Source organism: Brevibacterium sp. 239c (genome assembly GCF_900169365.1).
Taxonomy (GTDB): Bacteria; Actinomycetota; Actinomycetes; order Actinomycetales; family Brevibacteriaceae; genus Brevibacterium.
On the sequence record NZ_FXZH01000016.1, the window covers coordinates 57,854 to 77,512 of the forward strand.

A 19,659-nucleotide genomic window follows, 5' to 3' on the forward strand; every position below is an offset into this window, starting at 1 on the left:
AACCATCGTGCCACCACGCTCTTTGACAGGGTTCGGATTAAACACGGTCGAAACTGTTCCCTATTCCTGCGAACTCTGGTCATATCGAGACTAACAATCAGATCAGTTCACTCAGGAGGCCGGGGATGTCACCAACGCAGATGCCCGATGCCGCGCGTCCCAGTACCGCGTCTCATGTTGTTTCGGGTGGTCAGAGGACGAAGGCACTGATCTTCGCGACACTCGGCTTCATGGTCACTTTCTGGGCCTGGTCGCTGATCAGCCCGCTCGGGCCGCATTTCGTCGAGGAGGGCTTCACTGACAACTCCGCTCTCCTCGTGGCTGTGCCGGTCCTCGTGGGATCGCTTGGACGGATCATAGTCGGCTCGCTCACCGACCGCCTCGGCGGGCGATTCATGATGCCGTTCATCGCCATCGTGACCGTGATCCCAGTGCTGTTCGTCGGGTTCATCGGTCAGTACACCTACCCGGCCCTCCTCGTCGGGGGCCTGTTCCTGGGCGTGGCGGGTACGAGCTTCGCCGTCGGCGTCCCCTACGTCAATCGCTGGTTCCCCCCGCAGCGCCGCGGATTCGCAATCGGCGTCTACGGGATCGGCATGGGCGGCACCGCCATCGCCGCTTTCGCCACGGTGCCGCTCCATGACATCTGGCCCAAACTGCCATTCGTGCTCGCCGCCGGAGTCCTGCTCATCTACGCCGTCGTCGCCTACACCATCATGCGCAACCCTCCCGATTGGACGCCGTCGCGCCAGAGCCTCGCGGAAACGACGGCCCAGACCATGCGGATCCGCCTCACCTGGCAGGCCTGCTATCTCTACGCCCTGACCTTCGGCGGCTACGTCGCGTTCTCCGTCTACCTGCCCACGATGCTCCACAACAGCTACGGACTGGACCCCGCTGATGCCTCGCTGCGCATGGCCGGATTCGTCCTCGTCGCGGTCGTGCTCCGTCCCATCGGAGGCGGGCTGTCCGACAAATTCGGCGCCATCGCCATCCTCAGCATCAGCTATGTGCTCATTCTCATCTGCGCCTTGGTCTTGGCCTTCGACCCCGAGCACTTCATCGTCTATACCTCAGCCTTCATTCTCATGTCCGCGGCATTGGGCATGGGTGCCGGAGCGACCTTCGCCCTCATCGCACAGCATTCCGACCCTGCGAAGATCGGCTCGATCACCGGTTTCGTCGGTGCCGCCGGCGGCCTCGGCGGATTCGTCCCGCCCCTGCTGCTCGGCTCGCTGTGGTCGGCCCTGGGCAGCTATTCCATCGGACTCATCCTCCTCGGAGGAACCACAATCATCGCTCTGCTCATCACACTCTGGGTGGGCCGCGAAGCGAAGCAGCGCATCACAGACACGGAGGCAGCACAATGACGACCCAATCATCCGAACCCTCGTCCCCACTCCCCGGCAGCTCCACTCCCGGCACGCATAATTCGCTCATGGACGCGCTCATCGGCAGCCGCAAGTTCTTCACCCCACGAGCAAAGGTCTCCGAGGACAAACGCGAGCTCCACCTCGAAGGCGGGCGTCAGGGCGACTCCTTCTATCGCAACCGCTGGTCGCATGACAAAGTCGTCCGTTCGACCCACGGCGTCAACTGCACGGGTTCGTGCTCCTGGCACGTCTACGTCAAGGACGGACTGATCACCTGGGAGTCCCAAGCCACCGACTATCCGAGTGCAGGCCCGGACATGCCCGAATACGAGCCCCGTGGCTGCCCACGGGGAGCCTCATTCTCCTGGTACACCTACTCCCCCACACGTGTGCGCTACCCCTACGTCCGCGGTGCCCTGCTGCGCCTGTTCCGTGAGGCCAAGGCCGCCAACGGCCATGACCCGGCGATGGCCTGGAAGTCGATCGTCGAAGACCCAGTCAAGGCCCGCCGGTACAAGTCGGTGCGCGGCAAGGGCGGACTGGTGCGCGCCACCTGGACCGAGGCCGTGGAGATCGCCGCCGCCGCCTACGTCTACACCGTGAAATACCTCGGCCCCGACCGCACCACAGGCTTCTCCCCGATCCCCGCGATGAGCCCGGTGTCGTTCTCCTCCGGCGCCCGCTTCCACCAGCTCATCGGCGGTTCCATGCTCTCCTTCTACGACTGGTACGCCGACCTGCCGCCCGCCTCACCACAGGTCTTCGGCGACCAGACCGATGTCCCCGAATCCGGTGATTGGTGGAACTCCTCGTACCTCATGATGTGGGGTTCGAACGTACCCCTGACCCGGACCCCGGATGCCCACTGGATGGCCGAGGCGCGCTATCACGGGCAGAAGGTCATCTCGATCGCCCCCGACTACGCGGAGAATGTGAAGTTCGCCGACGAGTGGCTCGCCCCTGCCACCGGCACCGACGGCGCTCTGGCCATGTCGATGGGTCACGTCATCCTCAAGGAGTTCTTCGTCGACGCCACGACCGAGTACTTCGACTCCTACGTGCGCAGATACACAGATCTGCCCTTCATCGTCGAACTCGAAGCGGCCGCAGACGGGACCTACCGCCCCGGACGTTTCGTCACCGCTACGGACCTCGGTTCGAGTTTCACCGCCGAAGCAGACACGGAGAACGCCGATTTCAAACCCGCCGTCTGGGACCTGCGCACCAATGCTCCCGCCATCCCCAATGGGACGCTGGGGCACCGCTTCGCGGCCGATGGTGAGGGCAAGTGGAACCTCGATCTCGGCGAGATCGACCCGGCCTTGTCGATCCGCGAGGCCGGTGCGACGACGAACGATGCCGGCGACATTTCGACCCCGCACAGCACCGCCGCCGAGGCAGTTGAGATCACCCTCCCCCGTTTCGACACCGCCACTCAAGGTCAGATCGACGATGTGGTCCGTGGTGTCCCGGTCCGTCGCCTCGGCGAGCGCGTCGTGACGACGGTCTTCGACCTGCTGCTGGCCGAATACGGTGTTGCCCGTGAGGGCCTGCCGGGACAGTGGCCTGAGAGCTATGAGGACGCGTCCAGCCCGCACACCCCGGCTTGGCAAGAGGCCATCACGGGTGTCCCCTGGCAGGCGGCGGCCCGGATCGCCCGCGAGTTCGCGGCCAATGCCCGCGACTCCAAGGGTCGTTCGATGATCATCATGGGGGCGGGCACGAACCATTGGTTCCACTCGGACCAGACGTACCGCACGTTTCTCACCCTGACCACCCTCTGCGGAACTCAGGGTGTCAACGGCGGCGGATGGGCCCACTACGTCGGGCAGGAGAAGATCCGACCCTTCACCGGTTGGCTGCACCTGGCGAATGCGCTCGACTGGGTGCGTCCGCCGCGGCAGATGACGCAGACGACGTACTGGTACATGCACTCCGACCAGTGGCGCTACGATCAGTTCGGCGCCGACATGCTCTCGGCCCGGGCCGGACAGGGCAAGTTCTCGGGTATGTCCACCGCCGATGCGGTGGCCCAGTCCGCCCGGCTCGGCTGGCAGCCCTACTACCCGACCTTCGACGCCAATCCCCTGGACCTCGCCGAGGCGGCTGCGGCGGCTGGTCAATCGAGCGCTGATCACATCGTCGACCGGCTCAAAGACGGCAGTCTCAAATTCGCTGCCGAGGATCCCGATGCGCAGAACAACTACCCGCGAATCTGGTCGATGTGGCGTGCGAACACCCTCGGTTCCTCGGCGAAGGGGGATCAGTACTTCCTCAAGCACCTCCTCGGCGTGGACAATTCGGCCAGCGCCGAAGAGACGCCGGAGCACCTGCGTCCCCGGGACGTGACGTGGCGGGAGGAGGCTCCAGAAGGCAAGATCGACCTGCTGCTCACGCTCGACTTCAGGATGACGACGACGACTCTGCATTCCGATGTCATCTTCCCGGCCGCAACCTGGTATGAGAAGCACGACCTGTCGACGACCGATATGCACCCGTTCGTGAACACGTTCAACCCGGCGATCTCCACCCCCTGGCAATCGCGCAACGACTGGGATACCTGGGCGGCGATCGCGGAGAAGTTCTCTGAACTCGCACGCACCCACCTGGGCACCTGCAAGGACGTTGTCGCCGTTCCCCTCCAACACGACAGCCCCGATGCGCTCAACACCCCGCATGGGCGCGTCAAAGACTGGAAATTCGGCGAATGCGAGCCGGTCCCCGGGGTGACGATGCCCAAACTCGTCGAGGTCGAACGCGACTACACGGCCATCTATGACCAATACACGACGATCGGTCCCCTCCTCGAATCTCAGGGGATGAACTCCCGCGGCATCCGCTACGACGTCGACCACCACGTCGAGCGGCTGCGCCGGCTCAACGGTGTGGCGAAGAAGGGCGTGGGCAAGGGGCAGCCCCTGCTGGTCACCGACCGGCAGGCCGCGGACTTCATCCTCGGGCTGTCCGGGACGACGAACGGCGTGATGGCCACCGAGGGATTCACCACCCTGGAGAGACGCACGGGTATGGAGCTCGCGGACCTGGCCGCCGAGCACGAGGGCAAGCAAGTCTCCTTCGACGATGCCAAGGCTGCACCGGTACCGGTCATCACCTCTCCCGAGTGGTCCGGTTCGGAATCCGGGGGTCGGCGGTACTCGCCGTTTACGATCAACGTCGAGCGGCTCAAACCCTGGCACACTCTGACCGGGCGCTACCAGTTCTACATCGACCACGACTGGTTCATCGAGATGGGAGATTCTCTGCCGGCCTTCCGTCCTCCTCTGGACATGAACGCATTGTTCGGGGAACCGCAGGTCGGAGAGTCCGACGGCACGTCGATCTCAGTTCGCTATCTGACCCCGCACAACAAGTGGGCGATCCACTCGATGTACCAGGAGAACTTCTTCATGATGAGCCTGGGTCGCGGCGGGCAGACGATCTGGATGAGCGTTGAGGACGCCGAGGCCGTGGGTATTGCCGACAATGACTGGATCGAGGCGATCAACCGCAACGGCGTCGTCGCCGCCCGGGCCGTGGTCTCACACCGGATGCCGAAGGGAACGGCGTTCATGCACCACGCGCAGGAGCGGACCGTCAATGTCCCCCTGACAGAGACGACGGGTCAGCGCGGTGGCATCCACAACTCGCTGACGCGGATCATGATCAAGCCGACCCACCTCGTCGGTGGCTATGGGCAGCTGTCATTCGCCTTCAACTACTACGGTCCGACCGGAAACCAACGCGATGAGGTGACCGTGATCAGGCGCCGGACCAATCAGACCGTCGAATACTGAGCAGAACCACGAAACAGGAGGCATGAGCGATGAGAGTCATGGCGCAGATGGCGATGGTGATGAACCTTGACAAGTGCATCGGCTGCCACACGTGCTCTGTCACGTGCAAGCAGGCATGGACGAACCGCAAGGGCACGGAATACGTGTGGTTCAACAATGTCGAGACCCGGCCCGGGCAGGGCTATCCTCGCGGCTACGAAGATCAGGAGAAGTGGCAGGGCGGGTGGGCCCTGAGTAAGAACGGTCGGCTCAAGCTCAAGGCAGGTGGCAAGCTCAAGAAGCTCGCCAGCATCTTCTCGAACCCTAAGCTGCCGGGCATCGAGGACTACTACGAACCGTGGAGTTACGAATACGACAATCTGCTCTCCTCCCCTGAGCAGAAGAACATCCCCACGGCTCCCCCGAAGTCTCTGCTCACCGGGGAGCGCCTCGACATCAAGTGGTCAGGCAACTGGGATGACGATCTCGGTGGGACCTACGCCAATCCGGATCTCGATCCGATGCTCAGGTCCATCTCCGACAAGGTCAAACTCGAGTTCGAAGAGACCTTCATGTTCTACCTCCCGCGGATCTGTGAGCACTGCCTCAACCCTTCCTGCGTCGCCTCCTGCCCGTCCGGTGCGATCTACAAGCGCGAGGAGGACGGCATCGTCCTCGTCGATCAGGACTCCTGCCGCGGCTGGCGCATGTGCATCTCGGGCTGCCCGTATAAGAAGATCTACTTCAACCATGTCACCGGCAAGGCCGAGAAGTGCACGTTCTGCTACCCCCGCATCGAGAACGGCGAACCGACCGTGTGCGCGGAGACCTGCGTGGGGCGACTGCGCTACATCGGCCTCGTCTTCTACGATGCGGACAAAGTCACCGAGGCGGCTTCGGTGCCCGATGAGAAGGACCTGTTCGCGGCGCAGAAGGACCTCATCCTCGACCCCAACGATCCAAATGTCATGGATGCCGCCGAGCGGGCAGGCATCCCCCATGACTGGATCATGGCAGGCCAGCGCTCCCCGGTGTATAAACTCATCAAGGAATACGATCTGGCGCTGCCGCTGCATCCGGAATACCGGACGATGCCGATGGTCTGGTACATTCCGCCGCTCTCACCCGTCGTCGACGTCGTCAAGGACACCGGCTACGACGGGGAGGACGCGGTCAACCTCTTCGCCGCGATCGACGAGCTGCGGATCCCGATCGAGTACCTTGCGAACCTGTTCACCGCCGGAGACACCGATGTCGTCGCCGATGTCCTGCGGCGGATGGCGGCGATGCGCGCCTTCATGCGTGACATCAATATGGGAGTCGAACCCGATGTGCGCATCCCCCACTCGGTGGGCATGACCCCGGAGTCGATGGAGGAGATGTACCGCCTGCTCGCAATCGCGAAGTATGAGGAACGCTATGTCATCCCGGCCGGTCACTCAGAGCGGGCGCACAGCCTCGAGGGGATCGGCACCGAATGCCCTCTCAACAGTGAAGGCGGCCCCGGAATGTCGGACATGCCCGATGTCGCCGGGGATCCAGGGTTCGCAGGCACCTCCGGGGATCTCGATCCGCTGGCCGAACGCAGCGCCGAGGGTCCTGACCGGGCCCGCCTGACCGGTCGGCTCAATCTCCTCAACTGGAACGGACGCGGGCGCCCCGACGGCATGTTCCCCACCTCCGGAAGTCCACAGGGAGCCTGAGATGTATCGACCACTGCAGTTCCTGCGAAAATGGACGAAGCGGGCACATGCCCACGCCGAGGGCGGGGCCGAAACCGCACCCGGGCTCGACGAGGAGGCACTGCGCACGATCTACGCGATCGTCTCCTGGCTCATCGACTACCCTGACGAGGAGCTCCTGGCCCGTCTCCCGCAGATCCACGTCCTCTTGGCCCAGGCGGACCTGCCGACCAGCATTCGCGGGGAGCTGCTGGCCACGACGGGCCACCTCGGCGCCGCCGATGTCTTCCACCTGCGTTCGGACTACGTCGAGACCTTCGATACGAGACGTCGCGGCTGCCTGTTCCTCACCTATTTCACGAATGGGGACACGCGTAAGCGAGGTCGCGCACTGCTGGAGATCAAGGACATCTATCGTCAGGCCGGTCTCGACATGGATGATTCTCAGCTGCCTGATCATCTCACCTGCGTCCTCGAATTCGCCGCCGGTCACGATCTGCGCGCCGGCGTGCAGATCCTCCTGGCCAACCGAGCCGGTGTCGAGCTCCTGCGGCTGCACCTGGGCGAGATCGATTCACCCTGGGCCGGAGCGCTGCGCGCCCTCTGTGCGACCCTGCCTCCCTTGGACGGTGATGACATCCACGCTGTCCGACGCCTCGCCGCCGATGGCCCGGAGGAGGAGACTGTGGGTCTTGACGGTCTCGGCGGATACGGTGACGACGCGCCGCCAGCTGCCCCACCGCCGCCAATGGCGACTCCGGGATCCGCGGCGGTGGGAGCCGGCTGCAGCTCGTTCCCGGGCTCAACACCCGCAGCGCCCATGGCTCCGTCCCCTCCTGCCGCTCCGGCGGGGACCACGTTCATCCCGCTCACAGATGTAACAGGAGTGCAATCATGACCACCCCTTCCGTCCTCGACACTTTTCTGTGGGTGATAGTCCCCTATATGGCGCTCGCGGTGTTCGTGCTCGGACACATCTGGCGCTTCCGCCGGGACCGTTTCGGATGGACGACGCGCTCGAGTCAGATCTACGAGTCGAAGCTGCTCAAGGTCGGCTCCCCGCTCTTCCACTACGGGATCATCTTCGTCTTCCTCGGACATGTCATCGGTCTCGGGATTCCGAAGTCCTGGACTGCCGCGGTCGGCGTCACCGACCACATGTACCATTTCATGGCGATCTCCGTGGGTCTCGGCGCCGCTGCCGCCACCGTCGGCGGCTTGGCGCTTCTCATCTACCGCCGGCGGACGAACCGGCGTGTGTTCGGAGCCACGACCCGCCTCGACAAACTCATGTATCTCATGCTCGCCGTCGTCATCCTCGCCGGCGTGTACTCGACGATCTTCGACTCAGCTCTCGGCGGCTACGACTATCGCGAGGGCGTGTCCGTGTGGTTCCGTCAGTTCTGGATGTTCCAGCCCGACATCGCGCTCATGGCAGCGGCTCCGATCGGCTTCCAGGTCCACGTGCTCTCAGCGATCCTCATCTTCGCTCTGTGGCCCTTCACCCGACTGGTCCATGTCTTCGCCGCACCGCTGGGCTACATCACCAGGCCATACATCATCTACCGGTCGAAGGATGCGCAGAGGCAGCCTGCACAGAGAGGCTGGGAGCAGATCGACTACTGACCCGTCCCTGGGGCGCCATCGGGAGCGGTCGGCGCGCATCGCCCTTCACGCAGACGAATCTGGCAGCTGGCCTTCGTGGTGTACGGGATGAGGACGTCGAGCTCGAGCGGTCCCGGCACTTGGGCGAGGATATCGCGCACCAGCCGGGCATGGATGCCGCAGGCCACCTTCCGATCCTCGCCCACCATCCGGTAGTGGGGACAGGGCACGAGCGAGATCTGCTTCTCTTCGGCATCGGCAACCGGTTCCATGCCAGAATCGTCGAGATGCTCGTAGAGAATGTCGAACTGCGTGCTCGCCTGCTCCTGGGCCTCGACACCGCCGGCGAGTCGGTGCAGGATCCGACGGTGCTGCCGAGCACGCTCGATCCGGTCTCGTGCGACCGCGCTGGTCTGTGGATCAGCGACGGGCCGGTAAACCATCGGCGGTCTGCCCCGGCTTCCGGTCGATTCCGGTTCGAGACTCACGAGGCCTTCCTCGACGAGAATTCGCAGGTGGTCTCTCGCTGTGTTGCTGTGCAGACGCACATGCTCGGCCAGCTCCTTGAGTCTGCTGCCCGGGTGCTCCTGAACAGCTCCCAACAGCAGGACCCTGCTGACCTCGGCAAGGCCTCGATAATCGTTCACTCGTCTGGGCATGTCGTCACTTCCTCGCCATCGATCAAGGTGAGAACCACTGTGGCCCCATTCTACGAGTTGTAGGACAGAGCGTCCGAGAACACGACCACGCTGAGACCTAGCGTTTGCATCGTGAGACGGTGCCCTTCATCGCTGACCCCAGCCGCCTTGAACTGTGACGTAGAATCATCTCTGCCACTCCCGATCAGACTCAGCCTGAAGGAACACAGATGCCACAGTTCGATGTCGTCGAAGCATCCATCGCCTCACTGCGAGCGGCCCTCGAGGATGGGACAACCACCTCGGTGGGGCTGGTCGAGGACTACCTGGCTCGCATCGCCGCATTCGACGGCCCCGATACTGAGACCCGGCTCAACTCCGTGATCGTATCCAACCCGGATGCCCTCGCCGAGGCGGCCACCTCCGATGAGCGACGAGCCCGGGGTCGGACGCTGGGCCCTCTCGACGGAATCCCGTACACCGCGAAGGACAGCTACATGGTCACCGGACTGACCGTGGCCGCGGGCTCCCCCGCCTTCGCCGAACTCATCGCACAGAAGGACGCCTTCACCATCGAGCGCCTCCGCGATGCCGGGGCCATCTGCCTCGGTCTGACCAACATGCCCCCGATGGCCAACGGCGGCATGCAGCGCGGACTCTACGGCCGAGCCGAAAGCCCCTATAGCGCGCAGTGGCTGACCAGCGCCTTCGGCTCGGGTTCCTCCAACGGCTCTGGTACCGCGACAACCGCGAGCTTCGCCGCCTTCGGTCTCGGCGAGGAGACGTGGTCCTCGGGTCGGGCTCCGGCCTCACACAACGCGCTCATCGCCTACACTCCTTCTCGCGGAGTCATCTCGGTGCGCGGCAACTGGCCGCTCGTGCCCACGATGGACGTCGTCGTCCCCCACACCCGGTCGATGGCCGACCTGTGCGAGGTCCTCGACGTCATCGTCGCCGACGACGCCGAGACTCGCGGTGACTTCTGGCGGGTCCAACCTTGGGTCGAGATCCCGGCCGCGTCCACGGTTCGCCCCGCTTCCTACGCCTCGCTGCTGCCCGGCGATGCCGCTTCGGCACACTCCACACTGGCAGGCAAGCGCTTCGGCATCCCGAAGATGTACATCAACGCCGACCCCGAGGCGGGCACGAATCCCGAGGGCGGCATCGGCGGGCCCACCGGACAGCGGATCGAGACTCGAGCCTCGGTGATCTCAGCGTGGGAACAGGCCCGTCGCGACCTCGAGGCCGCCGGAGCTGAGGTCATCGAAACCGACTTTCCAGTGGTGAGCAACTACGAGGGCGATCGTCCCGGTGCTCCGACGATCAAGACCCGCGGCATCGTGAGCACCGACTTCCTCGATCGGGAGATCAACGACCTCTCCGCTTGGGCCTGGGACGATTTCCTGGCTGCCAACGGTGATCCGAATCTGCCCACCCTCGCCGAGGTGGACGGGACGAAGATCTTCCCGCACCCGGACGGCGCCCTCCCCGATCGGTTCACAGGGTTCGACGACGATATCGCCGAATACCCGCGACTGGTGCGCGAGGACGGCTACGGCTCTGTGACGGAGATCCCCGATCTCGAAGACGGCATTCGAGGCCTCGAGGTGACTCGCCGTATCGACCTTGAAGAATGGATGGACGCCAACGGCTTCGACGCCGTGGTCTACCCGGCAATGGCCGATGTGGGCCCGGCCGATATGGATGTCAACGAGGCTTCAGCGGATCTTGGGTGGCGCAACGGCACCTGGGTTGCCAACGGCAATCTGGTGCCACGGCATCTGGGCATCCCCTCGGTAACTGTGCCCATGGGCACGATGTCTGACACCGGCATCCCCATCGGGCTCACGATCTCAGGCCGCGGCTGGGACGATACGTTGCTCATCGAACTCGCCGCAGCCTTCGAAGCCACCGGTAGTCGACGCGAGGAGCCTCCGCGCACGCCGAGGCTGTGAGTGAGTGCTCAGAGGTCCTCGGAGTTGAGAATCCCGCCCACTGCCGCGATGATCACCGCAGTCGCATAGTCTTCGTCAGCACCGTGGCCCGCCTCGTAGACCGAGCCTGACCGGCCAGCATCTTCGACGATGACGGCTGCCGACTCTTCGAGTCGTGCCGCTGTTCGGGCATGGCCGGCGACGAGTTCGAGCAGCACCGCGATGGCGGAGTATTTTCGTCCTGCCGGGGCCGGATGAGAGGCCAGCAGACCGATGGTCTCGTCCATCACCTCGGCGATGCCGGGTCCCATCGTCCCCGGCAGCGCCCCTGTCGACAGCCAGGGGTGCGCGCGGTGGAGAGCGAATATTCCGGCGGCGAATATGGAGAGATCGGCCCGCCAAGAACCCTTTGCCTCAACTGCGGTCCGTTCTGCCAGCACCTCGTCGATCATGAGAGCGACGAGTCCGTTCCTGTCGTCGACATGCCGATAGAGGGCGGCCGGCGCACTCCCGATCTCTGCAGCCAGGGCCCGCATCGTTACCTGCGGCAGACTCGTCCGGTCAGCCAAGGCGATGGCCGCTCGTGCGATGCCCACCCGGTCCAGGCGAGCGGGCCTACCGACCTTTCCCTCAGTCACTGCCACCCTCATGCCCTTGGTGTGAAAGGCTCGGCGATCCAGCGTCGCAGTGACAGAGTGCTCTCGCCCTGGTCGTGCTCGGATCGCTCCAGCGACTTCGCAATCGTAGTCGCGGCTCGGAGCATCTTTCCCGACCCGGTCACCGACTCCACGCTGGAGCGCAGTCCGCTGGGAGTCACTCTGCGATTGCTCAATGCCGGTGTTGCGACTCCGAGCCGTGCGGCGGTCCGCGCCCAGAAGAACTGATCCGTGTGCTGAGGGAATGGGACGCTCGGAATTCCGGCACGCAGGCAGGCCGCGGTGATTCCCGCACCGGCTTGGTGGATCGCGGTCGCAACCTGCGGCAGCAGCCAGGAGTGGGGCACCGGGCCCGCAGTGACAACCCGGCCGGGAGCCGCCTCGGCGAGAATGGGCCCGGCCGCACCCTGGACGATGACACGATGGCGGGTCGACGACACGAACTCTGACAGCGCATCCGCGGCTCGGCTTCCCTCTGGAACGCTGCCCATGGTCACGAGCACGGGAGGGGCCCCGCTGGCGAGAAAGTCTGCGAGCTCGGTCGGTGCGGTCCACTCTTCATCGTCGACCGGCCACCAGAAGCCGTCGAGGCTCAGGTGCTGAGGCCAATCGCTCGGGCGCGAGAAAATGACGGGGCTGATGCCATGGTGGACGGGCACCGCGGCTCGTGCTCGTTCGTTCAGGGTTGTGGTGAACTTCTTCGCAGGCAAGCCCAGCTGTTCCCGAACCCATGCCACTGCAGGGACGTAGGGCGCGGGTAATCTCTGCACCAACCGTCCGATCGGACGGTTGAGAAGGGGCCCGAAGTCGATCGCCGAAGCGATCATCGGCGGATAAGCTCGACTCGGCGTCGAGGGCTGGAGCAGTGCTTCGGCCGATGGGATGCCGAGAGCTTCGGCGATGTCGTGGCCGTAGGGCGAGATGGGATTGGTGAGCACTACGTCGATGGCACCTGCGCGTACTGCCATGAGGGCGGCTTCAGCGTGATCCATCATGTAGCCGCGCAGATGATCGAGGTACCCCCGCACACCTGGGCCAGCGTCTCCATCCGCGGACGGAGGAGGCGTGAGGGCAGCCGTGTATCGTGCTGCGGCGCACCCAGATCGTTCCACAGCCGCCGCATAGTCGGCATGGACGACCATGGTGACCGTGTGCCCGTCGGCAATGAGGTCCACAGCGATTCTGATCGCCGGTGAAACGTCACCCCAGGAACCCGGGGCCAGAATGAGCACCTTCATGACCCTCCTCAACCGGTCCGCGCGCCGGAGTCTTATTTTGTGTACATTGTTCACTAAAGAATATCAGAGCCTCGATCACTGTATGAATAAGTCTGAAACCTTCGGGTGAAATCGCCAGATTACTGGATCGTAGCCAGCAATCGGTGGAACAGTGTTGGACATGACCGATTTCTCTGTTCTTGCTGAACGCGCGTCCGCTCTACTCGAAGCCCATCATCAGGATCGCCCGATCGTCCTGCCGACAGTGTGGGATGCCTGGTCAGCCCAGGCCATGGTCAATGCCGGATTCGAGGCTCTGAGCATCGGCTCCCATCCTCTCGCCGACTCCGTGGGCTCCGCGGACGGCGAGACCATGAGCCTCAGCCAGGCGCTGGCGGGAATCGCCCGCGTGTGCGGCTCTGTCGATGTACCGGTCAGCGCCGATCTGGAATCCGGCTACGACACCCCGGCACCGGATCTCATCGCCGGACTCCTCGAAGCCGGCGCGGTGGGTGTCAACATTGAGGACACCGTCCACAGCGAGGGACGAATGCGCAGCGCTGAGGAACATGCCGAGTACATCGGAGATCTGCGTCGCGCCGCAGACGCGCAACGGGTGCATGTGGTCATCAACGCCCGCACCGATGTCTTCAAGAATCCCAATGATTTCGAGGATCCCACCGCCGAGGCGATCCGTCGCCTCAATCTGTGCGCCGAGTCGGGTGCGGATTCCGTCTATCCCGTCAGGTTGCCGAACACCGACACACTCAAGTCCATATTGTCCCAGGTGAGGCTGCCGCTCAATGTCACCGCTCATCCGGTCAAAGGCGCCGTGCCCGACGAACTCGATCTCTCGCAGCTGCAGGAGTTCGGGGTGAAGCGTGTGACTTTCGGGCCCCTGCTGCAGTCCGCAATGTACGACTATTTCGCCAAGTTCACCCGAAACTGGCACTGACAGCTATGCCAACCGCAATGATGAGGAGACGCAATGCCTGAGGATCTTCGCGAAGGACAACCTGTCTGGATCGATTACACCTGTCACGATTTCGAGTCCACGACGAAGTTCTACTCCGAGATCTTCGGGTGGAAGTTCGAAGATCAGGGACCAGACTTCGGCCACTACAACATGATCACGAAGGACGGTGCCACGGTCGGCGGAGCCATGCGCGCCATGAACATGGACGGCACACCGAACCCGATGATCCCGGCGATGTGGACGACCTATCTGCATACCAACGACATCGCGAACACCTACGCAGCGGCGCTTACGGCAGGCGCAGCTCCCATCGCAGAGCCGATGTCCGTCGGACCCCTGGGACAAATGGCTGTCATCACCGATCCCACCGGCGCCGGCGTGGGCATGTGGCAGCCGGGCGACTTCACCGGCTTCGACGCTCCGTTCACACCAGGGACTCCGGTGTGGTTCGAGCTCATGACGCTGAACTATCCAGTCGCCACCGAGTTCTACCGGAACGTCTTCTCCTTCGAGCTGGTGGCGATGGAGGGCTTCCCGTATTCGACTCATGGAGCCGGTGACAATGCTGTGGCCGGCATCTGCGACGCCAGCGAATGGACTCAGGTGTCCTTCTGGCGTGACTACATCAACGTCGAAGACGCCGACGCTACTGCAACGCGAGTGGCTGAGCTCGGCGGGAAGGTGCTCGCCGATCCGGAAGACTCACCGTATGGCCGCATCGTCACCGTCACCGATCCGGAAGGAGCGACCTTCCAGCTCCAGCAGAACCCGTGAGTGATCGCTTCTCTCGGATACGCAAGCAGTATCTGAGTTTGGGCCTTGGCGAACTGGCGGCGGTCGCAGTGTTTGCGGCTGCCGCCTTCGCCTGGCAGGAGCAGCTCACATCGGCTGGCGCAGTCGCCGCATTGCGGTTTGCACTCGTGCCGCTGGAGTTCGTTCTTCTTCAGGCAGGTGTCTACTGGCTGCTGGCCCGGTCGTGGCACGGTTCCGATCAGGGACGAAGCGCACCAGGTCGAATGCCATTCATGATGGCGAGGATGTTCCGCGGGCTGAAATTCATCAACCCGATCATTCTGCTCGCTGGCTTGATCGGAGTGGTTGCGAATTTTCCTGCAACCCCACTGGCAGCCGTCATCGTGATCCTCATCTGGGCGTTCGGAGTCGCCGAGTACATCAACTACTTTGTCGTGCGGCTCTCGTATCCGTGGACACAGTGGGCCTCCGAGGTCGGTCGTCGGCGGACGCCGAGGCTGGTCAAGGACATGCATGCGGCACGCTGATGCCGATACTGCCTGTTTGGCGTCAGCTGCTCAGTGTCAGCCGCGCAGCGTTAGCCGCGCAGAGTCAGCCGCGCAGAGTCAGCCGCGCAGCGCCAAAGCAAACGGCAGCACCGCGGTGGCTCCCGCCTGCCTGAGCAGTCGTGCTCCGATCGCCATCGTCCAGCGGGAGACCACCTCGTCGTCGACGAGCAGCACTGCCTTCCCGGCCACCGATTCCTCGACCTCGGGCGGAACGACGAATGCATCGTAGAGATCCTTCACCCGGAAGGCGCTGTTGACCTCCGGGCTACCGTGATCATGGACCTGCAACAGCTCACCGCCGTCGATGAGCCGGCCGGCAGACGCCAGGTTCGCCGCCAGCGACCTCACGGTCGTCGGCCTCCGCGCGCTCGGTACCGACACAACAACCTCGGGCCTGATGTCCCAGTCCCACTGGCTCAGGACCTCGAGGCACCATTTGCCGATCTGCACAGGGACCTCGGCATCGGGAGCATCCGGTGCAAGGAACGACCGCAGAGTCTGCCCCTGTCCCAGGTCGCTGAGTCGTGCGATGGCCCGTCCTTCGGCAGCCAGCTCTCCGGCTGGGATGCGGCCCTTGAGCGGAACCCCGATATTGGCCATTCCACTGGGCCAAGTGCTGCGCGGATCGACGGGCAGACCAATGCGATGCAGAGTCCCTGCCGTGGTCTGTCTGCTCTCGTCCGAAATCTCGGCCGACCACCAGACTCCGGCACAGTTGTCGCAGCGCCCACAGGGTTTGGGCTCCGGATCATCGAGCTGCCGAATGAGGAACTCCATCCGGCACTCACGAGTCGACTCGTAGTCCAGCATCGCCTGTGCTTCTGCCGCCCGCACGGCCGCGACCTTCTCGTATCTCTCTTGGTCGTAGGTCCAGCCTTGACCTGTCGAGACGTATCCGCCCTTGATCTTGGTTACGGCGTCTTCGACTTCCAGCGTCTTCAGCAGCAGCTGAAGACGGGTTCGCTTGGTGCCGACAAGGGTCTCCAAGCGGGCCACGGACAGGGGGCCGTCCGCCTCGGCAAGGGCCTGAAGCACGGCGTTGGCATCGGACTGGCTGGGCATCGATGCGGTGGCGAAGTAGTTCCAGATCTCCTGGTCTTCAGCACCGGGCAGGAGCAGGACATCGGCGGAGTCCGTTGCTCGGCCGGCGCGACCAACCTGCTGGTAGTAGGCGACGGCAGACGATGGAGCCCCGATGTGGATGACGAATCCGAGGTCGGGTTTGTCGAAGCCCATTCCCAGCGCCGAGGTGGCCACGAGTGCCTTGATCTGGTTGTCTTTGAGGCGCTGTTCGAGTTCGGCTCGCTCTTCCGAGTCGGTGCGGCCGGTGTAGGCACGGACCTCATGGCCTTGATCGCGCAGGATCCTTGTGATGTCCTCGGCGGCGCTGACCGTGAGCGTGTAGATGATTCCCGAGCCGGTGAAATCGCCGAGGTGGGAGGTCAGCCAGGCGATACGCCCACTCGCGTCGAGGCCCGGCAGGACGCCCAACCTCAGGGAGTCACGGGCAAGCTCGCCGCGGACGACTGTGGTGTCTTGGCCGAGCTGTTCGGCAACATCGGTGACGACGCGGGAGTTGGCGGTGGCTGTCGTGGCCAAGACGGGGGTGTTGCCAGGCAGTTCGGACAGGATGTGGCCGATGCGCCGGTAGTCGGGGCGGAAGTCGTGGCCCCAGTCGGAGATGCAGTGCGCCTCGTCGACGACGATGAGGCCGAGGAACGCGAGAAGCTGTGGCAGGACTTCGTCGCGGAACTGGGGGTTATTCAGCCGTTCGGGCGAGACGAGCAGAACGTCGAGGTTGCCGGCTCTGAGGTCATCGAGGACGGCGTCCCACTCGGTGACGTTGGAAGAGTTGAGGCTGGCTGCGCGAACTCCGGCGCGTTCGGCAGCGGCGATCTGGTCGCGCATAAGAGCCAGCAGCGGCGAGATGATGAGGCTAGGACCGGTGCCTGCTGTTCGAAGCATCCTGGTTGCCACGAAGTACACGGCCGACTTGCCCCAACCGGTGCGCTGGACCACGAGGACTCGCTTCTTCTCCACGACGAGATCGCGAATCGATTCGAGCTGACCATCTCGGAACTCAGCGTTGGGATTCGCGGTGAGCTCGGCCAGGATACGTTGAGCCTGAACGGCGAATTCGTCGGCGTCGATGGTCGTTGCGGTCGGGGTGGATTCGGTCATGGGCCCAGTCTAGGTGTCACCACTGACGCGGGCCCATCGAGTACGCGCGACCGCGCCTTCAACCTCTGACTCGTCACCTCAGTGCGAGGTTGACTCCCAAGGTGGCGAGCACGCCGAAGAGCACTCCCCACAGGACGATCGAGATGATCTGCCAGAACGCTACGGCGTTGCGGTTCGCGCCGAAGCCCACCATGGCCGACGAGGTGATCTGCGACGGCAACAGGGTCTGTCCCAGGAGCGAAACGCCGGGGACCCCGAACTTGTCGAACATGCGCTTGAGTCGCTGGCGCTTCTGCGAGGGCTCGGCGTCCTTCTCGCGGTTCTTCGTCGCCTTGTCTCGGATCGCTCCGGCGCCGTAGACGAATGCGAGCATCGAGGCCACATTGCCGATGATCGCCATGAGGATGGCGACGACCGGGTGCAGACCGATCGCGACGCCGATGACGGAGCCGAAATAGGATTCGACGAAGGGGACGGCAGAGACGAGGATGATGCCCGCCCATTGCAGCCAGTCCGGAATCGACCCGGCGAAGTTCTGGATGCTTTCGATCATTCTGAGGCTCCATTTTCATTGGTACGGAGTCACGGTCGACGCGTTGCACATGAGCCTCCTGGTCATTCTCGACACACGAACTCGGCGACGCAGTACAGTGTACTAGTACGCTGTACTATACAGAAGACGACAATGATGCGCGAGACTGAATTCGGATTGCGAGACTGAGGAGAGTACGAATGTCCAAACGCGATGACATCATCTCTGCAGCGATCCGACTGGCTGAGCAGGCTCCACCTGGGCAGGCCAGCCTCAGCGTGCGGGCGGTCGCCAAGGAAGCCGGAATCGGTGCCTCGACGCTGCGCCACTATTTCCCCACCCAGGCTGATCTGCATGAGGCGATTACTCGCGGCTCCATGGACATGGCAGTCAAGGACTTCTCGATCACCGATTCCAGTCGGGATCCGGGCGAGCGGCTCTTTGAGTGCTGCGCGCAGTTCCTTCCTAACCACGAACACCGTGAGATGCAGCTTGAACTGTGGCTCACGATGCACATCAGCGCGCTTGGCCCCGAACGCCGTGCGGTGACCCGACGGCTGCTCGAGTACGGCCACGACTTCACCTACACATGCCTGCATCGCTGGCTTGAGATCCTGGCCGGCGAAGGTCACCTCGACCCCGCCGAGGTGGCACCATCGGCGACTGCTTTGTTCACCATGCTCGACGGGCTGGCCCTTCACTCAATCGTCACCCCCGAACGGGTCACCGTCGATGCCGCGCTCGATCACCTCAGGTGGCTGATCTCAAAGGTGCTCGCGCCCGCTCCCGATCCGCGAAGATAGGCGCACTGCCCAGCCCGTAGCTCAGCGCATCTGGGCCGCCGCCTGCTGGAGAGCCTGCGTGAGTCGTCCGAGCTTCTCCGAGGCGAGGTTCCAGTGGTGCCAGTACAACGGCACATCGATGTTCGGCTGCGCGGTGATCTGCACTAGGTCCCGACTGAGACCTCCCAGCTGCATGCTGGGGATCAGGCCCCAGCCGACCCCGGCTTCGACGGCGGCCGCGAATTCCCAGGAGCTGGGTACAACCGACATCGGCGGAATCGTCGTCACTCCGGCCCGGCGGAGGAAGTCGAATTGGAGGTCATCGTCCTTGCCGAAGTTCACCATGGGCAGGGATCCCAGACCCACCTCGGCGAATGATCCCGCGCCAACGTCGGCTCCGTACTTCGCGAGCAGCCCTTTCGTGGCCACTGCCACATAGCGCATCGATCCGAGCTTCTGCACCTGGGTGCCGTAGCCGCCTGCTGCTGCCGAGGTGATGGTGCCCAGCACTTCCCCCGACGTCAGCAGCGGCAGGGCATTGCCCTGGTCAGCGACCTCGATTCGGATGACGATGTCATCCCATTTCGCCACCTCGGCGAAGATCGGTCGGAACCAGGTCGAGAGCGAATCGGCGTTGACTCCGATTCGCAGCACCGTCGGTTCTCTGCGTCGTCCACCCTTGGATACGGTCCCGTCGGCACCGATGCCGTCGGGAGCGTCGATGTCGATACCGTGGAGTCGATCCATGGTTTCGGACTCGAGGAGCTCAATCTCCCGCGCATATTTCAGCACCGCCTCCCCAGCCTCGGTGACGGTGATAGGGTTCGTGCGACGGATGAGGACCTGCCCGATGCGGGACTCGAGAGTGCGGATGCGCTGACTCGTCGCCGATGGCGTGACGCCGAGGACGAACGCTCCGCCTTCGACCGTGCCCTCGTCGACGACGGCGGCCAGGGTTTTGACATGATCGATGTTCATTAAGCAATTGTGCATCAGATGAAGATTCTGT

The 19,659-nt window shown here is 63.8% G+C and carries 16 protein-coding genes; 10 read left to right on the forward strand and 6 right to left on the reverse strand.

Features of this window, described 5'->3' with window-relative positions; genetic code table 11:
* The first annotated feature begins 125 nt into the window (after positions 1–125).
* Genes BSP239C_RS14490 through narI form a run of 5 tightly spaced genes read left to right on the forward strand, consistent with a single transcriptional unit; the run spans position 126 to position 8,454 of the window.
* Positions 126–1,370, forward strand: a complete 1,245-nt coding sequence (locus BSP239C_RS14490) for a nitrate/nitrite transporter (protein WP_101574067.1) — start codon at positions 126–128, stop codon at positions 1,368–1,370.
* Positions 1,367–5,167, forward strand: a complete 3,801-nt coding sequence (locus BSP239C_RS14495) for a nitrate reductase subunit alpha (RefSeq protein WP_101574068.1) — start codon at positions 1,367–1,369, stop codon at positions 5,165–5,167. Before BSP239C_RS14490 ends, BSP239C_RS14495 begins: the two co-directional genes overlap by 4 nt.
* Positions 5,168–5,196: 29 nt before the next feature.
* Positions 5,197–6,849 (forward strand): nitrate reductase subunit beta, encoded by a 1,653-nt coding sequence (gene narH, locus BSP239C_RS14500; RefSeq protein ID WP_101574069.1) that lies wholly within the window; start codon positions 5,197–5,199, stop codon positions 6,847–6,849.
* 1 nt (position 6,850) lies between these two features.
* Complete coding sequence (gene narJ / locus BSP239C_RS14505; RefSeq protein WP_101574070.1) at positions 6,851–7,726, forward strand: nitrate reductase molybdenum cofactor assembly chaperone; 876 nt, start codon at positions 6,851–6,853, stop codon at positions 7,724–7,726.
* Complete coding sequence (gene narI / locus BSP239C_RS14510) at positions 7,723–8,454, forward strand: respiratory nitrate reductase subunit gamma (protein ID WP_101574071.1); 732 nt, start codon at positions 7,723–7,725, stop codon at positions 8,452–8,454. Before narJ ends, narI begins: the two co-directional genes overlap by 4 nt.
* Here narI and BSP239C_RS14515 read toward each other — a convergent pair.
* Complete coding sequence (locus BSP239C_RS14515; RefSeq protein WP_101574072.1) at positions 8,448–9,092, reverse strand: helix-turn-helix domain-containing protein; 645 nt, start codon at positions 9,090–9,092, stop codon at positions 8,448–8,450. The two genes, narI and BSP239C_RS14515, sit on opposite strands and share 7 nt — an antisense overlap.
* A 209-nt stretch (positions 9,093–9,301) precedes the next feature.
* Between BSP239C_RS14515 and BSP239C_RS14520 the strand changes: the two genes are divergently transcribed.
* Positions 9,302–11,026 carry an amidase gene (locus tag BSP239C_RS14520; protein WP_101574073.1) on the forward strand — a complete coding sequence of 575 codons (1,725 nt, stop codon included), beginning with the start codon at positions 9,302–9,304 and terminating at the stop codon, positions 11,024–11,026.
* A gap of 8 nt (positions 11,027–11,034) precedes the next feature.
* Here the strand turns inward: BSP239C_RS14520 and BSP239C_RS14525 are convergent, their stop codons facing one another.
* Both BSP239C_RS14525 and BSP239C_RS14530 read right to left on the reverse strand, forming a co-directional pair.
* The gene (locus BSP239C_RS14525) at positions 11,035–11,643 is read right to left on the reverse strand and encodes a TetR/AcrR family transcriptional regulator (protein WP_145997461.1); all 609 of its coding nucleotides are present in this window, start codon (positions 11,641–11,643) and stop codon (positions 11,035–11,037) included.
* Between the two features lie 8 nt (positions 11,644–11,651).
* The gene (locus tag BSP239C_RS14530) at positions 11,652–12,899 is read right to left on the reverse strand and encodes a glycosyltransferase (RefSeq protein ID WP_101574075.1); all 1,248 of its coding nucleotides are present in this window, start codon (positions 12,897–12,899) and stop codon (positions 11,652–11,654) included.
* 160 nt (positions 12,900–13,059) lie between these two features.
* On the opposite strand from BSP239C_RS14530, the gene BSP239C_RS14535 reads away from it, so the two are divergent.
* Genes BSP239C_RS14535 through BSP239C_RS14545 form a run of 3 tightly spaced genes read left to right on the forward strand, consistent with a single transcriptional unit; the run spans position 13,060 to position 15,134 of the window.
* Complete coding sequence (locus BSP239C_RS14535) at positions 13,060–13,833, forward strand: isocitrate lyase/phosphoenolpyruvate mutase family protein (RefSeq protein ID WP_101574076.1); 774 nt, start codon at positions 13,060–13,062, stop codon at positions 13,831–13,833.
* 33 nt (positions 13,834–13,866) lie between these two features.
* On the forward strand, positions 13,867–14,628 hold the full coding sequence (locus BSP239C_RS14540; RefSeq protein ID WP_101574077.1) for a VOC family protein: 762 nt from the start codon (positions 13,867–13,869) through the stop codon (positions 14,626–14,628).
* Entirely contained in the window at positions 14,625–15,134 is a 510-nt protein-coding gene (locus BSP239C_RS14545) for a hypothetical protein (RefSeq protein WP_219618912.1), read from the forward strand. Before BSP239C_RS14540 ends, BSP239C_RS14545 begins: the two co-directional genes overlap by 4 nt.
* A gap of 78 nt (positions 15,135–15,212) precedes the next feature.
* On the opposite strand, the gene BSP239C_RS14550 is transcribed toward BSP239C_RS14545, so the two are convergent.
* Positions 15,213–17,336: a RecQ family ATP-dependent DNA helicase gene (locus tag BSP239C_RS14550; RefSeq protein ID WP_101574078.1), complete on the reverse strand. Its 2,124-nt coding sequence runs from the start codon at positions 17,334–17,336 to the stop codon at positions 15,213–15,215.
* 73 nt (positions 17,337–17,409) lie between these two features.
* Positions 17,410–17,889 (reverse strand): hypothetical protein, encoded by a 480-nt coding sequence (locus BSP239C_RS14555; protein WP_101574079.1) that lies wholly within the window; start codon positions 17,887–17,889, stop codon positions 17,410–17,412.
* A 179-nt stretch (positions 17,890–18,068) separates the two neighbouring features.
* Between BSP239C_RS14555 and BSP239C_RS14560 the strand changes: the two genes are divergently transcribed.
* Positions 18,069–18,671: a TetR/AcrR family transcriptional regulator gene (locus BSP239C_RS14560; RefSeq protein ID WP_101574080.1), complete on the forward strand. Its 603-nt coding sequence runs from the start codon at positions 18,069–18,071 to the stop codon at positions 18,669–18,671.
* Between the two features lie 21 nt (positions 18,672–18,692).
* Here the strand turns inward: BSP239C_RS14560 and BSP239C_RS14565 are convergent, their stop codons facing one another.
* Complete coding sequence (locus tag BSP239C_RS14565; protein WP_226831027.1) at positions 18,693–19,628, reverse strand: ArgP/LysG family DNA-binding transcriptional regulator; 936 nt, start codon at positions 19,626–19,628, stop codon at positions 18,693–18,695.
* Positions 19,629–19,659: the final 31 nt, after the last annotated feature.

Coding starts and splice junctions, on each gene's coding strand:
- BSP239C_RS14555 (WP_101574079.1), bottom strand. CDS start 17,889: ATGATCGAAAGCATCCAGAACTTCGCCGGGTCGATTCCGGACTGGCTG.
- BSP239C_RS14530 (WP_101574075.1), bottom strand. CDS start 12,899: ATGAAGGTGCTCATTCTGGCCCCGGGTTCCTGGGGTGACGTTTCACCG.
- BSP239C_RS14540 (WP_101574077.1), top strand. CDS start 13,867: ATGCCTGAGGATCTTCGCGAAGGACAACCTGTCTGGATCGATTACACC.
- BSP239C_RS14565 (WP_226831027.1), bottom strand. CDS start 19,628: ATGAACATCGATCATGTCAAAACCCTGGCCGCCGTCGTCGACGAGGGC.
- BSP239C_RS14495 (WP_101574068.1), top strand. CDS start 1,367: ATGACGACCCAATCATCCGAACCCTCGTCCCCACTCCCCGGCAGCTCC.
- narJ (WP_101574070.1), top strand. CDS start 6,851: ATGTATCGACCACTGCAGTTCCTGCGAAAATGGACGAAGCGGGCACAT.
- narI (WP_101574071.1), top strand. CDS start 7,723: ATGACCACCCCTTCCGTCCTCGACACTTTTCTGTGGGTGATAGTCCCC.
- BSP239C_RS14560 (WP_101574080.1), top strand. CDS start 18,069: ATGTCCAAACGCGATGACATCATCTCTGCAGCGATCCGACTGGCTGAG.
- BSP239C_RS14490 (WP_101574067.1), top strand. CDS start 126: ATGTCACCAACGCAGATGCCCGATGCCGCGCGTCCCAGTACCGCGTCT.
- BSP239C_RS14515 (WP_101574072.1), bottom strand. CDS start 9,092: ATGCCCAGACGAGTGAACGATTATCGAGGCCTTGCCGAGGTCAGCAGG.
- BSP239C_RS14550 (WP_101574078.1), bottom strand. CDS start 17,336: ATGACCGAATCCACCCCGACCGCAACGACCATCGACGCCGACGAATTC.
- BSP239C_RS14535 (WP_101574076.1), top strand. CDS start 13,060: ATGACCGATTTCTCTGTTCTTGCTGAACGCGCGTCCGCTCTACTCGAA.
- BSP239C_RS14520 (WP_101574073.1), top strand. CDS start 9,302: ATGCCACAGTTCGATGTCGTCGAAGCATCCATCGCCTCACTGCGAGCG.
- narH (WP_101574069.1), top strand. CDS start 5,197: ATGAGAGTCATGGCGCAGATGGCGATGGTGATGAACCTTGACAAGTGC.